Source organism: Pseudomonas sp. WS 5078 (assembly GCF_012985745.1).
GTDB lineage: Bacteria > Pseudomonadota > Gammaproteobacteria > Pseudomonadales > Pseudomonadaceae > Aquipseudomonas > Aquipseudomonas lundensis_A.
Genome location: NZ_JAAQWX010000008.1, coordinates 118776 through 134229, shown reverse-complemented (window position 1 = coordinate 134229; position 15454 = coordinate 118776). Strand labels below are relative to the sequence as shown.

Genomic DNA, 15454 nt, shown 5'->3' with positions numbered 1-15454 from the left:
GTGGGTGCCAGCATTACTCTTGCAGGTGAAAGCCTGATCGCGCAGAAAGTCGGCGCACAACAACCCCTGATCGTCAGCCGCTTCGTGCTGGCCAACGTGCCGGGCCTTGATCCGAACGGCCCGGTAAACCGTGGCGCGGCCAAGCCGCCCGTGAGCCAGGTCGTGGCCACCTACGAGGTGACCCAAAAAGGCTTTGTGAACCCCAACCAAGTGGTTTACAGCCTGATGATGGGCAGCGACATCGGGGACTTCGACTGGAACTGGATCGGCCTCGAAACTGCCGAAAACGTGTTGTTGGCCGTGGCCTACGTGCCGGTGCAGCAAAAGCGCCGCAACATCCCGCCGCTGCAAATCGGCAACAACGTCACCCGCAACTTTCTGGTGGTGTTCGACGGCGCCCAGGCGCTGACCGGCATCACCATCGACGCCAAGACTTGGCAGCACGACTTCACCGTGCGCCTGCACAGCATCGACGAGCGCGAGCGTCTGAGTAACCGCGACATGTTCGGGCGTGCGTGCTTCTTTGACGGTGGTTTTCAGTTGGAGAAAGTCGGGGCGGTGTGCCAGCTCAAGCCCGGTATTGCCTACATCGAAGGCGTGCGGGTGCTGTCAGCGGCGGCCACGCCAGTCGCCCCGGCCAACCTGCCGACCAAAGCCTGGCTGGATGTGTGCCTGGAACGCCAGTTGAGCGATGCCGTGGTCAGCTGGAAAGTGACCTTTGGCGCCTCGTTGCCCGACTACACCGACAGCGTTGGGGTGCGTCACTACGTGGTGCCGCTGGCCGACATTCCCAATTCCAACACCATCACCGACATGCGCAAGCCCGAGCCGATCACAGACGCGCTGGTCAAGCACTTTGCCGGTCGTAGTTGGGTTGAATCCGAGCTGTTGAAAAAGGCCAACAAGGGCACGACGCTGAAGGCCTACGGCATCACCGATGCTATTCAAAACGTCAACCCGTTGCCCGGTACCAGCTTGGATCTGCACGGCGGGCAGTTCGCTTTTGTGTCTGCCGAGAGCGAAACCCACCTGTGCCAGAACTGTTACTGGAACGGCAGTGTCTGGTTGCGCCATGACGTGACGAAGCCAGCTGTTGTGCTGATCGGTGGCGGTGGCCGCTTGCGGGTACAGCGCACAGGCGCAGGGGAAAACCCGATAGCCTGGACCTCTTCAGCCTCGATCCGCGACAGTGGCGACACCTACAGCATTGTTGAAATCGATCGCCTGCTGACGGCGCTCAATCTGGTGTTGGATTCTAAAGCCGACAAGGCCACAACATTGCGGGGCTATGGCATTACAGACGCCATTCCCAACCTCAACCCGTTGCCCAACAACAGCCTGGACATTCATGCGGGCAGCTTCGGGTTTGTGAGTTCGATTCTCGAATCCAGCCTGTGCCAGAACTGCTACTGGGCGGACAGCCGCTGGATGCGTCACGACACCAGCAAGCCTGCCGCCTGTATTGCCGTCACCAATGGCCGAGCGATCATTCGCAAGGCGGAGGCCGGGGGTAATCCAATTGTCTGGGCGTATGACGCCACGTTAATGGACAGTCGCAACACCTACAGTGCCAACCAGGTGGACGGCTTGTTGGTGCCCATCAATAACGCGATCGACAAGACCAATGTGAGCGTGGGGCAGATCAATAAAGACCTGGTTGTCATCAACAAAACGCTGGATAAAAAAGCCGACAAGGGCACCACGCTTAAGGACTACGGCATCACCGACGCCATTCCAAACCGTAATCCCTTGTCGGGTGACAGCCTGGACATTCATGCCGGTCAGTACGGTTTTATAAGCTCTATCAGCGAGACCTGCCTGTCGCAAAACTGCTACTGGGACGGCGCCAAATGGATGCGCCACAACACCGGGCTGCCTGCGGTGGTGATGGCGGGGGCGGCCGGTCAACTGATCGTGCGACGTGCAGAGGCCGGGGCCAACCCGATTGTGTTTAAAGGGCAAGCCACAATCATCGACAGCTCAAAGCTGGCCACTACCGCCGAAGTGGGCGTGGCGCGCATTGCTTCTGAAGACCAGATCGATGCGGGGAACGATGACAGCACCATCGTCACCCCGAAAAAACTGCGCCGGGGTTGCTCTTGGTCGATCGGGCGCAATGGCTACTTTGCCGCCCCCACCTGGCTCGGCGGTTGGGTGTTGCAGTGGGCGACCACCAGCGAGTGTGTTTCCAACAGTGATTACCGGTACTTCCCGACCCCGTTTCCAACCGAGTGCTTCGGGATGGTGTTCGGTCTTATGTCCACCACGGTGGGTGGTTTCAGCAACAACGTCGGGATAGTTCACCAAGTTGTGGACAGTTCGCGCTTCCTCTGGAACGCGGGCGGCACCTTTTCATATCAGGGCCAAGCCTTCTTTCTGGCATTGGGGAAATAACCATGGCCCGTTTCTGCTTTCTGCTGGCCACTGACGGCCGCATCTTGACCCGCTATTCATCGGCACTGCACGGCGATGCCATACCGGACGACGCCATCGATGTGGCGAAAACGATCTATGACGGTTCGCTGAACTACCGCAAGGAGCAAGCGCCGTACTACGTCAAAAACGTGCTGGAGTTCCGCCCTTATCGGCTGGATGCCCAGCAGCAAAGCCTGCGCACGCGCCGCGACATTGACCAGCGCTGCGAGGACGCTATCACTTCGGGATTCAGCTCAAATGCCACCGGTACCCGTTTTGACTACGACAGTCAGCGGGACGACCAATTGAACCTGAACGCCGCTATTTTGCTGGGCATCGACATGCACTATCCCTGCCGTGATGCGCAGGGGGAGAAGGGCTTTCACCTGCACACGGCGCAGCAGTTGCGCCAGGTGGGGGAGGACTTCAACCAATTCAAAATGAAGCTGCTGGTGTATGGCAATGAGCTGAAACAGCAGCTCGACCAAGCGTTGGCCAGCGGCGAGCAGGAGACGGTCGAGGCCATCCGTTGGGGAGAGGCGCTTTCATGACCTGGGCACCCGTCATCCTGCGCTGGCCCGAGCAGGCCACCGGCTGGATGCAGCAACTGGGCGCGGCCAAGGACCTGGCCAGCGGCGAGCTGGCCAGCACGGCGATGCGCCTGAGTGGCCTGGACGGCATGACCAGTACTAATCCCGGGCCTGTGGGCGCCGCCGCTCAAGGCGTGATCGCGGCCGGGCGTGCGGCCCTGACTGAACAAATGAACGAAGCCCCAGCCTGTCTGGTGGTGACGCCGTTTCAAAGTGGTGTAGGGCAAGGCCGTGGCTATCAGCGTTTTCTGTCGGCGCCGAACCTGGTGCAACAGTTGGCCAGCAAACTGGTGGACGTCAGCGATGCCAGCCGCCCCGAGGGTCAGCAATACGCGTTGTGCCTGATGTTTCTGGCCACACGTTTCGACCAGTTGGCCGAGAGCCTGTCGCGCTTCAACGCATTGCTGCCGATGCCGGACCTGGTGCGCACAGAGCGCCGCGCCCGGCACCTGTCAAAGCTGGAAACCGAAAAGTGGGAAATCCCCAACGCCGGGCCGTTACCGCGCTGGCAGTCCTTACCGCTGGAGCGCTGCACCTTGCTCAAGGCCGCCAAGCAATCGATGGCGGGCCAACTGGCGGTGCTGGAGAGCTACGCCGCAGACAGCTCACCCATGAGCGACCTAGCCGCGCTGGCCAGCCGTAAGACGGCTCAGCAAAAAGGCCGTGACCAACAACTGGCTGACCTTAAAGCCTTGCTTGCCGGTGGCCACCAGGATGGCAGCCTGCGCGCGCTGATGATCGGCCCCGGCACCACCAGCGACCTGCGCCGAGACTTGCTGAGCACCGAAGCCCCCGGCCATGAATGGGTGCTTTGCGCGGGTGCGCTGCTGGTGGGGTCGGAAAAGGGCTTGAGCTTCGTGCGTGAGCTGGTGGGCCTATGACGCTGCTACTCGATGGCGAACAGGTACGCGGCAAGGGCCTGAAAGTGACGGCCAATATGCGGATCGTAAGCGCGGACATGTCGGGCCAGACCAGCAACACCGAAACCGCCCACAAGGGCTTCAAGCCCAAGACCCTCACGGCGTCCCTGATGATCCCCTACGTTGACCAGGTGCAGTTGCGCGATCTGATGCGCATGGCCGAGGCCACCGAAGGCGGTGGCCAACTCAAAACCTACCGTGTGGTCAACGACACCGCGAGCACGTTCGGCATCCGTCAGGTGGAGTTCTCCGAGGGCGTCAGCGCCCGCGAAGACGACACCCTCAGCGCTTGGCGCATTCAGTTCACCCTGACCGAAAAAGTCTCCAACCCGCAAAAAGTTGAAGGGCGCCGCGCAGCCAATGGCGTTAAGGCTCAATCCGGCCCCGGCGCTGCCGTGGGTGGCAGTGGCGGTGCTGGTGGCGATCCGGGAGAAGGTGAACAGGAACTGACCGGCTTTGAAGCCACCTTGAAAAAGGTCGACGGCTGGCTGGGTGGGGGTAATTAACCGATGAAACTGCACAAAATCCTCAGCATCAACGGCGAACGGGTGGAACTGGTCAAAGACGACGTGCGGCTGGATCTGAAAAGCCCCGGCCGGGCGACCCTCACCATTCAAGCCCAAGCCCCCGTCAGGGGGCTGGTCACGCTCGACATCGGCTACAACGAACGCACGCTGCAAAGGCACTTCATTGGCTACGTCGAGCGCTGCACCGCTGCCAGCCGCGTGGAGCAGGTGCTGTACTGCCGGGAGATGGCCGCCGTCTTGGCCAGACCGCTGCCGCTGAACCTGCGCCACGTCGATCTGGGCGCCGTGTTGACTGAAATCAGCCAGCACACCGGCCTGCGCTTTCGTGTGCCGGAACAAGCCTATGCCAGGGTGAAAGCGCCGTTTTTCTACAGCTTGGCCGCTGGTTATCAGGCGCTGGACAGCATGGCCCGCGTGTTCAACATCCCCGACTTTATCTGGCAGCAACAGGGCGACGGTGAAGTGTTCGTGGGCAGTTGGGCCGACAGCTTCTTTGGCGTGCGAGCGCCGCTAGAACTGCCTGCCGAGCTGTTCGACGGCTACGAGGGCAATCAAAGCGCCATGATCGCGGCCCTTCCCGGGTTGCGACCAGGTGCATCAATCAACCACGGCGAGCGCATCACCAGTGTGGCCCTCGTCGACAACCAGATGGCCATCCGATGGACGACGCAATCCGCCGCAGCGTAGAACGACAATTCCCTGAACTCACTGGCGGCTACCACCTGCCACGCTTTGCCCGCGTGGTCGCCGTGGCTGATGCCCCGAGCAGCGCCGGGATCTGCGACGACTTCCGCCCGCGCTACGCGGTCGACATCGAGGTCATGGGCCCAGACGGCGAACCCGACACCCAACTGCCAATCTTGGCCGGAGTCCCGCTGCCACTGCCCACGGGCGGCGAAGAAATGGGCATCTATGCCTTCCCCGAGGAAGGCACCCAAGTCGTCGTGTGCTTCGCCTACGGCCTGCCGCACAAACCCTACATCCAAACTATCCTCCCGCACGGCTTGAGCATGCCCAAAGTCCCAAAAGGGGATCAGGTCTGGCAACACAGCGAAGCGTGCCAGCAGCGCGTAGACGCCGACGGCAACTGGCTGCGCCAAACCGACGGCAAGATCCAGGACAAAGCGATCGAGCGCGAAGTGGAAGCCTTGGACAATACCGAGACGTTCCAGAACCACACCAGAACCGTGGACGACCATTCAACTGAGTCAGTGGGCGGGATCAAGACGATAGAAGCGCTGGGCGCGCTCAAGCTGCTGTCAGGCGGGTCAGCGAGCTTGGCAGCGGTGGATGATCTGCATCAGGCGACGGGGAGGGATCTGAACCTAGTGGTTGGGCAGAAGCATAACGCCACGGTGGGTAGCGACATGGAGGAAAGGATTCAAGGGGTACGCCAGAGCGTGGCGAAGGTCAGCCAGCGGCTGATCGCGCCCAAGACATGGTTGGGATCCGAAGCTGTAAATGTACTGCAGGTATTATGTGACTTACTTGATTTAGTAAAAAACATGAACACTCAATTGGCTAACCATACACATGGAGCGAGTCCCCACCCTCAGATATCCGGAGAGTTTTTGAGTAATGCGCTGACGTCCTTAGAGCTAGCTGTAAAGTTGAAAGAGATAACTCATTAGTGCTTGTTTTTTAAGTGGTATGCAAGCGGTCAAGAGAGTTTAGTAAGGATCTATAAGTTTAGCTAAGCCGCTCATGAGTTGAGCGGCTAAACTTTCTATGTGTTTTTAGATAAAGATTTCAAGGCGAACGTCTGACTAGAATACAATATTTGTTATGTCTGCATATGCGTTAAGTCCGCCTCTGTAGTCGCTGCCGGTCTTAGGCAAAACATATGTATAGCGTTCATCTTCAAAGTATGTAAGTTTCCAGTGCTTCCCATCGGCTTTAACGTTAAATCCGAGACCTTGAAGGGTGTCTTTGATGTTTTTAGACATTTCGCGATAGTTGCGAAGAGATTCTTTAAGTATTTTTGAATTCTGTTCGTGGAGGTCGATATAATTATTGCTGTTTACAACTGATTTTAATACGTGCTCTTTTCGCGAGTTTGCATAGGTATTTTTATCAGTGTAATGCTTTAAAGCTGATAAAACAAAAACAAGAATTTCGGAGTCGAAGAGGTCTTCCTCGTCGCCGGTATTGATTATAATCCCTCCTTGGACCGGAGTTTTTGATTCTAAGTGCCGTACTCTAGTGTTGAGTCTTTCTATCTCTCGATTTAACGTATTAATATAGTCACGATTCTGTGTGATTTCTTTTTCATATAGAGAAACTATTTGATTGGCTTCGTCAGCACTGACACCTTCACGCTTCATCAATTCAATCGCATTGCGGTTTTTTACATGCGTAACTTCATCCCAACTACATTCCTTAGCGGGAATCAACAGCGATAGCGCCTCGCAAATTGTAGTAAAAATTTCCTGCTCGAAAACTTTTACTTCTTTATACCCTCTTCTGAAAATAGTAACACCTGAACCTTTAGGCCAATATATTCCTACTACGCCTCCATAGACGTTTCGTGATCCTACCTCTCGCCTTAAAGTATAAGAGAATGTACGACTAGGCTCTACTACTACATGCGCCATCCCACATAGTTTCCTAGCTAGGCGCTCTGGGATTACCGAGTGTTTGCTAGCCGCGTTGGAACTTATGTAAACTATTGGTAGGGTGCAGCTACTATCTCCGTTAATGACAGCTGCTGCAATGTCTAAGCTAAGAGTGCTTTCGTCTAAAGTGATGGGGGTTAATGTGATAGGAATATCTCCATCATGGCCGCCACCAAATCTATCGATAAGCCTCATAACGATCAGGGGTTTTTTAACTTCGAGCGTTGCATCTGATGCGGTGCTCGTCACTATACTCGCCTTTACACTTATCCAATGCTGATCCGGCTCTGTTCGAGTTGAGATTTCAGTAATCCAACTCGTATTGTCTGTATGCTTTGTGTATCTAAATGATGAGACGAAAAAGCTCTGGGTTTCTGCACGAGAAAACTCAATAACTTCCTGATTTGAAGAGTATTTGAAATCTTCTTCATTGCTCAGTTTTCTAAGATCTTCCTGAGCAAATTTCGTAAAAGGAGAATCTAAAATCCAATTTATACATTCTTGAAAAACTTCTTTACTTGAGGTACTGCTGCTGAGCGGAAAACTTACGTTTATGGTCATTGCCTGAACTCCATTACAGGAGTCTGCAGGCTAGCATTTTGATATCATCAGAGCTACTGATCTTTTAGCTACAGGTTAGGTGGTGGATAGCTTTTTTCTATCCACTTTAGGGGGGTTGACCATAAAAATCTATCAGCCAGGTTGTAGAGTCCTAATAAAAATTAGTTAGCCTGGCCGACTAAAAGTTTATAACTATCCGACTGAAATGGTGAAAAGCCATCAGGCCACGATGTTACTGACTCGCAGAAAACCCGATACTGCTCAGGAGCACTCAGGTTAACCTTCAATACCCGGATTTTTGTAAGTAACTCACTGCCAGTTACTCCCAGCATACGATTTACTCGAATCAGATCTTCATTTAGATATCGTGGATAATAGCCTAAGCGTCTTCCTGTTTTAGGATTGATGATAGCTACTGCGTTAGAGTCTGCTTGGTTCTTATCTTCATTGATACATGGAAGAAAAATCATATTATCTAAATTAATGAGGTCATGTTTTGCTTCGTCTGAAATATAAGCAATTCCGCTGATAAAGAATTTTAAACGATACTCATTTTGTTCAGACTTTTGAGGTACTTTTACAATCCTAAAATTATCAGTTTTTCGAGCGCCACCCGAAGCACTTAAAATTTCAAACGGATCATTAGGTCCTGGCGCCATGTCGAGCCAAGAAAGCATTGTGTAATATTCAGGTCTGCGCTCGGGAATTAGCCGATTCTGAAAGAAAGGTAATAGCTCATGAGATACATACTCTTTTTCAAGAATGCTCATTCTTGGGAAGGGAATGAATTTTTTATTAAGAGCGCCTCGAGTATAAGAAAATGTATAAATTCCGTCTAGCTCTGTCAGTTTTGCAACTGGTTGCCACATTGTGGTGATAGGGTCTCGCCAGATGACGAATGCACTATTCATATGTTTTAATCTGCCGCTTTCTATACAATGGATCCAAGTTTTCCTTAAAAAAAGATACCAGACCCATCATATTCGATTTGTTGCAAACCAGCATTTCGAGGGCAAATATTTTAGATGCATCGCTCATAATTTCCGTAGGGACTGAGCCGATAATAGCTCGCATTATCTCTTCAGTCAATCCGTCTAGCTCTTCAAGCCAACTTAATGCAGCCCTTGGGTTGAGTATTCCGAAATATTCAAATGCTTTAAAAGTTTTAAGTCTGCTTTCCTTTAAGTAAAAATATGACTTAGCCCTTTTCACATATGTTGAGACTTGTTGTCCAATATCTTGCGAGTTGAGTCGTTTGCTTTTTGTCTCATCAGACTCATTTCTACCTAGTCCGGCCGCATGGTCGAAGGTTGGGGCGAGATGAAATCGTCCTTTTCCCGTTACAATCAGTCCCCAATTCTCGCTATGGCGGTCTTGATTCGATAGAAGAGTGTCAAGCATCAGATAACCGGTGAAAAAATCTGCAGCTGTTTTAATTCCAGGGCGACTTTTAAAGCTGAGTGGTTTGTTTCTAATTATTCTTCTTAAAATAATGTAAACATGCATAATGTTTTGTTTTTCGGTTTTTTTTACGTTCTCGTTATTAATTGGAGCGCTATAGTTTTGTAAGATCTCATTCGCGGTTACTAAGTAGGTGTTGGGTCCAGTTATAAAGCTCCTGGTTATTACTCCTCGTGTTTCTTTGTTGTAGGCAAGCTCATATTGTGCACATGGAATGCGTAATTTTTTTGCGATTTCGCAGGAGACTTTCTCAGACCAGTCCTCACCATCTCTTGATATTGTGTTGTTTTGTGAGTCATGTGTCTCTATAGACTTAAATAAGTAGTCATTTCCTTGTTGGTCTGAACACCAATATTTCGCTTTGGTACCTAATGGTTCAAATTCTTCATGTTTGAATTCTGAAATATCAAAAACTTGATACGCCATAGATTTTTCGAACTCGCCTGAAATGTTTGTTATATGGTTAGGGGAGGGCTAACCTCGTGTTACGGCATTTACCGCGACTTATCGTCGTTGAAGATATGCTTTAAATCTTTTTTTTTGAAGAAAAATATTCCTCGGAAAGCACTTATCCCCCTCCCGCCGACGGGCCTTGTGTCCTTTTTTTGTGCAAATCCGGATGTAGTGTAAACGAACCTGCAGGCCAGGCGTGCCGTGGGGCTCTGCAGCCGATCGCCATTTGCACAGAATGCAAACTTTTGCAGAGAAATGAAGCGCGGTTGCATAGCGGCTCACAGAGCGGTCACGGATGGGGTGGCGGCCAAGTGCCCGGATTCGTTGGGTGAAAAAATTTAAAACGTGGCTTTCGGTATGTTTTCAAAAACGCGCACGGTCATTTTTGAGCGGGAGTTGCTGGTGTGCGGGGAGAGGCTGAACTCCCTGTAAGCCTTGATTGGTGTGGCCTGTAGCCGGTTGCGTGTATTTCACAGGACTGAACACGGTTGACGATCAGATTCGCCTTTGTGCGGACTATTCAGGGTTGTCTGAAAAACGTCGTTTTATTGAGATTGCTTCTCAAGTATAGGGGGGTGTTTTCAAAAAAAGCGATATGAGCGATACGCCGTTGCAAGTGCGCCTGTAAGCCACGGTTTTACTGAGCTCTTAGTATTACAAGGGAATGTAATATGAAGCGATATGAAATGTAATATTTCTGCCAAACCCCCGGTTTCATTGGGTTTTAAAGAGTAGAAATATAGCTTTATAGAAAGGTAATACTATCGCCTTCTTATCGCTCAAATATCGCCTTTTGCTGAGAGCGCTGAAAGCCTTGTTCTGTAAGGGCTGTAGCCGTTTTTCGAAAGGGATATTACTAATGTTACTATTTTTCAGGCGCCCCATAGATTTTAGAAAATGGCTCCTATAGAGGGTGGCGGGCTGGATCTCGATCGTCTGTGTGTGAGCGCGTGTCAGCGCTGCAAGCATTCATGCTCATGGCGATGGCTAGGAAAGGTGTTTTAGGAGGGGGGAGAAAGCAGACTGGTACGAAACTGATGCAGAGGAAATTTTGATGAGGCGACAGCCCTTTGTTTAAAGGGGGGCAGGGCTCCGTCAGTACCATCCATCATCATAAAGCGTGAGAGCCTCAAGCAGTGCCGATGGTTGGGAGATCGGCACTGATTTAGAGATACTCCTACGCTTCGGATGGAAGCTTGACCTGGCGATACTCGAGTGGAAGATTCAATTTTTCTTTTAGGTATCTGAGATATCTCTCGTCCTCAGGGCTCAGTGCAGTCCGACCAACCGCAACCAGCCTTACTGCTTTTTCTGGCAGATCATCCCAGTAGTACGCGTACTCGAGTAGCTGACCAATCGCCAAGCGCAGAACCCTACGGGTGCAGAAATCTGACTTAACCTCAAAGAGGATTTTCTCTGTTTCCGTCGTTACGGTGACGTCTACAAAATTTTCTTCGAAGAGGATATTCGCCCCAGGATATTCAATCTTCAGTTCCTCATGCAGGGCGGCCTGCATTATCCCATGCTCCGGCGAGCACTCCCGTCCCGAGCCGCCGCTCCTGAAATAGCTGTCTTGTATGGGTGGAAGATTCTGTCCTGTCCGAGCTGGACGGAGTGTATTCACTGTTTCTGGCAGTGAGGCCTCGTGATTAAGCTCAATGAGCTGATAACGGTTGTAGTGCTGCACGGGGTCCCCAGCCTCGGCAAATGTGTTGGGCGGATACCACTCAACATCCACAGGGCGAAAACGAACATTCAATACGTAAGGAGCCCATTCACCATTTCCCAAGCCACTTCTATCGCCATTTACAGCGTCTATTTCTTCCAGCATGCGGTCATACCAGCCAAGCCGCTTGTAGTGATCCAAGGCCGCAATGCCTTGAGCATCATCTAGGAACTCGATGTGGCGAATACGGGCCACATAACGGCGCCCATCGGGAGTAAGGGTGAAGAGCACAACATCACCTGCACGTTCACCACGTGCGAGCCTTGACCCCCAACCCTTGTTTACCCCTTGAAGAAAGCCATATTGCCAGCCGCCAATTTGCCATTCGAATCGAAAAAGCCACTCCTCATGGCCATAGCCGTGCTGTGAGTAAAAGGTATTCGATGCTTCGACTGCGCTCCTGGTAGGGAACTGCCAATTGGAGTCATTTTGACAGATGCGGGTGATGTAGCTCATTACTGTCCTTGTCGTCGATTTGCGGCTAATTGCCATCATTTAGAATGACAAAAACAAACCTTCAATCCAAGCGCTATTCGAAAGCGCCTGAATTTCTTGCGGCCGACAAAGGCAGCTTGACGGCGCTTACCTGGCAGGTGGTTTCAGTACATTACTGGTAAAGAAGAAGTCGAAGAGGGCTAAAGGCATTGGTTTGCTGGGTGAATCACCGTAATCAAACGGCAAGGCCTAAAGCGTGACGGCGATGACTTGTAACGGCATCAACCCTATCGGCTGCAAGCGATTACCGCATTTGCCGAGGTCTGTCATTTGTAAACGCAGTTAGCTATAGGGGAAAGTCTTTGAGAGGGCTTGGTGGTACAGAATTGGTACGACCGAAATTGGCCGCTGCTGTAAGGCTTGGTTTCAAAGGCCCTCGCTCTTAATCGATCACATCCATCATCGGGGCTAAGCTGAAGTAGCTGGATAGCATTTGATGCCTGTAGGCTTGAAAAGTACTAAGTCGGCAGGTAAACGGTGGGGGCCAAAAAGGCCGAGTGACTTTTCGAGTGACTTTGTCACTCACGGTTCAGCGTTGTTGGGCATCGTTGCAGCGAGCACCAAGCGCGAAGCCTTGAATTTAGAGGCCTGCAGAGATACAAGCCCGTATGGGGTGCTAGGGGTCGAGTGTTCGAATCACTCCGTCCCGACCATATTTTTCAATGACTTAGCCCAACTCTCGCGAGTTGGGCTTTTTCATGTCTGCGAAAAGACCCCTACCAGCTCGTGGGCTGTTATGAACTCTAGGTTCTGCCGCACTTTCGCGGTCATCGCCGCCCTGAATAGGGAGGTGACCTGTCGATGAAGATTGATGTTGGCTGCCGTTCATCAATGCGACTTGAACGCAGCCACGCAGCCACCCTGAAAATCACTATCTATTGGTAGTCAGGCGCATCACATGGGAGAACCGCATGTCCACCAGCGTTGTCTTGATTCCGCACTTTGAGGCCTTTGTGCAGCAGCAGTTGGCCTCGGGGCGTTTCAACAACACCAGTGAGGTCATTCGAGCAGGCTTGCGTCTGCTGGAAGAACAGCAGCAACAATTCGCGACCAGGACGCTGGAGTTGAAGGCGGCCTTGGCCGAGGGCATACAAGGCGGGGAGCCGCGATCTGCTGAGGAGGTCTTCGATGAGATCGAAGCGCAGGTGCGTGAGTTGGCCAAGTCGAGAGGCTGACTTTCGTAAAGTTGCAGATCAAGGCCTGATGAGGAAAAGGTGAGCTGCCTCACGCTGAAATTGCTATGGGTGTCACCAATTTTGTAACTCAATATGAGTTCGCTGGAACCTCTGTTGTGACCGTCGTATAAAGCGCCAATGGCAGATGTATCTTCCATCGATCGAGTGGCACCTGCAGGCGTAGCTTGGAGGCTGTCGTGCGGAGGTTTGCGATGCGCAAAGTTGTCTTCTTCAGCTTCATCCTAGTTGGTGGGCTGCCCCCGGCGCCATAGACAATTTCCAGCCTCATAATGAGGTGCTTTCAAAGGCCTCAGGGCTGACGCCGCCCAGATGGCTGTGACGGCGTGTTCGGTTATAAAACACTTCAATGTAATCGATCACATCGGCCCGGGCCATATCCCGGGTTTTGTAAATCCGTTTGCGGATGCGTTCTTTTTTCAGGCTGCTGAAAAAGGACTCGGCCACGGCATTGTCCCAGCAGTTACCCCAGCGACTCATACTGGGCTCCAGCTGGTTGGCCAGGCAGAAGCGCTTCCAGTCATCGCTGCCATATTGACTGCCTTGGTTGGAGTGGACGAGCACTCGGTGTTTGGGCTTGCGACGCCACACGGCCATCAGCAAAGCATCCAACGCCAACTCCTTGGCTAGCGTCGGTTTCATTGACCAGCCGACTACCTTGCGCGCATAGAGATCCAGCACGACAGCCAAGTACAACCAACCTTGCCACGTCCGGATATAGGTGATATCGGTCACCCAAACTTTGTTCGGTGCGTCAACCGTAAACGTCCGATTGAGGTGATTGGGGGCGATGGTTGAGGGCCGTCCTTTAATAGGGCGAGGGGCTTTGATTTTATGTACGCGCATTAACTTGGCCACACGGTGCTTGCCGCAGGTTTCACCTGCCTCCCGCAAGTCTGCAAACACCCGCCGGGCACCATAGACACCTCGGCTGGCAGCATAAGAATCGCGAATAAGCCCTAACAACCGTGCATTGTCGTATTCGCGCGCAGAGACCGGCTTGTGCAGCCATTGATAGAACCCGGCACGAGCAACTTGCAAGACCCGGCACAGCGTGGTGATCGCGTACTGATGACGGTGCTCGTTGATGAAGCGGTATTTCACTCGGGCTACCTGGCAAAGTACCGCGCTGCTTTTTTTAATATGTCGCGCTCTTCTTCCAGCCGTTGCATTTGGGCTCGCAACCGCAAAATTTCGCTCTTGGCTTCGAGTAGTTCGCTGGCCTGTTTTTCGGTCTTATCAGGCGTCACAGCCTTGACCCATTTGTAGACACTGTGGGTTGATACACCGAGGCGCTCGGCTATATCTGCAACAGAATATCCGCGCTCGATGACTTGCCTGACAGCTTCTGCCTTGAATTCCGGCGTGAATCGTTGGGTGCTCATAGACTTCCTCCTATGCTCAAAGCATAGGCTGGAGATGTCTATGGCGCCGGGGGCAGTCCATTTAAGGCAAAAGGGTGTCTAGGAAACCCGGGGCGATTCAGGTTGGTTGTTGCGCATTTGAGAAACAACATCGAGGTTTAAATTAGCAATTTTGCGGGAAGCGACAGCATTGGAATTACGACAACTACGTTATTTCGTAAAAATTATTGAGCATGGCAGTCTAGGGCGGGCAGCACTCGAGTTGGAGGTAGGTGTGTCGGCCCTTAGTCAGCAGATCTCCAAGCTCGAAAGCGAGTTGTGCACCCGTCTTTTTAATCGCACCACGACGGGCGTGACGCCTACCAGCGCGGGAATTGCATTTTTACACCATGCACAGTTGACATTGCGCCAAGCAGAAAACGCCATCCTGGCAGCACATCGCGGGCGTATGAGTGGCTATGTCAGTGTCGGCTTGCCACCAACTACCGCGACGGTGCTTGCTCTGCCATTGATAAACGCCATGCGCACGCGTTATCCGGATATCCAACTCCATTTAGTGGAAATGCTCTCCGGACACTTGGCAGGCCAGCTAAACGCCAGGCAGATTGATCTGGCAATTCTGTTCCAGCTTGAAGGCGGTAAACGTTGGAGCGTGACGTCACTGTTGGATGAAAAGCTGTTTGTCATCGCCTCGCCAACGCTACTGCAAGCGCCTCGTGGCGACAGTGTGCAGTTAGCCGACTTGGGCGGCTTGCCACTAGTGATGCCCAGTGCCCAACATGGTTTGCGTTCGGCATTGATGAGCGCATTCGAGCGTGTCGGATTAACCCCCAACGTCATCATGGAAGTGGATGGGCTTGCGGTGCTAATGAACGCCGTGCGCGCCGGTCATGCTGCAACGATTCAACCCGGGGCGGCAGCTGCATTGAAGGACGAGTCAGGACTTTCACTGGTCAAAATTACCGACCCCCATGTGGGCCGGCGTAATTTGCTTGCGACGTTGGCCGATGACGAATTGTCCCCGGCGGCATTGGCAACGCGACTGGTCATCGTCGATGTTGCACGACAATTGGTTGCCAACAAGCAGTGGCCAGGCGCAACTTGGATTGAAGATTTAGACGTGTAATCGCCTCC

14 protein-coding genes are annotated in these 15454 nt (G+C 52.6%); 8 read left to right on the top strand and 6 right to left on the bottom strand.

Translation table 11 applies throughout. The features are described from left to right. Genes HBN68_RS22410 through HBN68_RS12875 form a run of 6 tightly spaced genes read left to right on the top strand, consistent with a single transcriptional unit; the run spans position 1 to position 6083 of the window. Positions 1–2394 carry a phage tail protein gene (locus tag HBN68_RS22410; RefSeq protein ID WP_169964387.1) on the top strand — a complete coding sequence of 798 codons (2394 nt, stop codon included), beginning with the start codon at positions 1–3 and terminating at the stop codon, positions 2392–2394. Between the two features lie 2 nt (positions 2395–2396). Further along, positions 2397–2966 (top strand): hypothetical protein, encoded by a 570-nt coding sequence (locus HBN68_RS12895; RefSeq protein WP_169964389.1) that lies wholly within the window; start codon positions 2397–2399, stop codon positions 2964–2966. Continuing rightward, a complete protein-coding gene (locus tag HBN68_RS12890) occupies positions 2963–3886 on the top strand; it encodes a hypothetical protein (RefSeq protein ID WP_169964392.1) in 924 nt (307 codons plus the stop codon). The genes HBN68_RS12895 and HBN68_RS12890 overlap by 4 nt, the downstream gene beginning before the upstream one ends. Beyond that, positions 3883–4431, top strand: coding sequence for a DNA-binding protein (locus tag HBN68_RS12885; protein ID WP_169964394.1), 549 nt, complete (start codon positions 3883–3885; stop codon positions 4429–4431). Before HBN68_RS12890 ends, HBN68_RS12885 begins: the two co-directional genes overlap by 4 nt. Before the next feature lie 3 nt (positions 4432–4434). Then, a complete protein-coding gene (locus HBN68_RS12880; RefSeq protein ID WP_169964396.1) occupies positions 4435–5139 on the top strand; it encodes a hypothetical protein in 705 nt (234 codons plus the stop codon). Beyond that, on the top strand, positions 5112–6083 hold the full coding sequence (locus HBN68_RS12875) for a hypothetical protein (protein WP_169964398.1): 972 nt from the start codon (positions 5112–5114) through the stop codon (positions 6081–6083). The genes HBN68_RS12880 and HBN68_RS12875 overlap by 28 nt, the downstream gene beginning before the upstream one ends. A gap of 135 nt (positions 6084–6218) precedes the next feature. Here HBN68_RS12875 and HBN68_RS12870 read toward each other — a convergent pair whose 3' ends face one another. The 4 genes from HBN68_RS12870 to HBN68_RS12855 form a co-directional block, all read right to left on the bottom strand. Next, the gene (locus HBN68_RS12870; RefSeq protein WP_169964400.1) at positions 6219–7628 is read right to left on the bottom strand and encodes a hypothetical protein; all 1410 of its coding nucleotides are present in this window, start codon (positions 7626–7628) and stop codon (positions 6219–6221) included. 161 nt (positions 7629–7789) lie between these two features. After that, positions 7790–8539, bottom strand: a complete 750-nt coding sequence (locus HBN68_RS12865) for a hypothetical protein (protein WP_169964402.1) — start codon at positions 8537–8539, stop codon at positions 7790–7792. Beyond that, positions 8532–9515 carry a HipA domain-containing protein gene (locus HBN68_RS12860; RefSeq protein ID WP_169964404.1) on the bottom strand — a complete coding sequence of 328 codons (984 nt, stop codon included), beginning with the start codon at positions 9513–9515 and terminating at the stop codon, positions 8532–8534. The genes HBN68_RS12865 and HBN68_RS12860 overlap by 8 nt, the downstream gene beginning before the upstream one ends. 1204 nt (positions 9516–10719) lie before the next feature. Further along, entirely contained in the window at positions 10720–11724 is a 1005-nt protein-coding gene (locus HBN68_RS12855; protein WP_169964406.1) for a hypothetical protein, read from the bottom strand. 950 nt (positions 11725–12674) lie between these two features. Here HBN68_RS12855 and HBN68_RS12850 point away from each other — a divergent pair. Further along, positions 12675–12938 carry a type II toxin-antitoxin system ParD family antitoxin gene (locus HBN68_RS12850; protein WP_094995301.1) on the top strand — a complete coding sequence of 88 codons (264 nt, stop codon included), beginning with the start codon at positions 12675–12677 and terminating at the stop codon, positions 12936–12938. Positions 12939–13223: 285 nt separating this feature from the next. Here HBN68_RS12850 and HBN68_RS12845 read toward each other — a convergent pair whose 3' ends face one another. Beyond that, positions 13224–14099: an IS3 family transposase gene (locus tag HBN68_RS12845; protein ID WP_346010208.1), complete on the bottom strand. Its 876-nt coding sequence runs from the start codon at positions 14097–14099 to the stop codon at positions 13224–13226. Then, complete coding sequence (locus tag HBN68_RS22200) at positions 14066–14341, bottom strand: transposase (protein WP_169964410.1); 276 nt, start codon at positions 14339–14341, stop codon at positions 14066–14068. The genes HBN68_RS12845 and HBN68_RS22200 overlap by 34 nt, the downstream gene beginning before the upstream one ends. 169 nt (positions 14342–14510) lie before the next feature. On the opposite strand from HBN68_RS22200, the gene HBN68_RS12835 reads away from it, so the two are divergent. After that, entirely contained in the window at positions 14511–15446 is a 936-nt protein-coding gene (locus tag HBN68_RS12835; protein WP_169964412.1) for a LysR substrate-binding domain-containing protein, read from the top strand. The last annotated feature ends 8 nt before the right edge of the window (positions 15447–15454 follow it).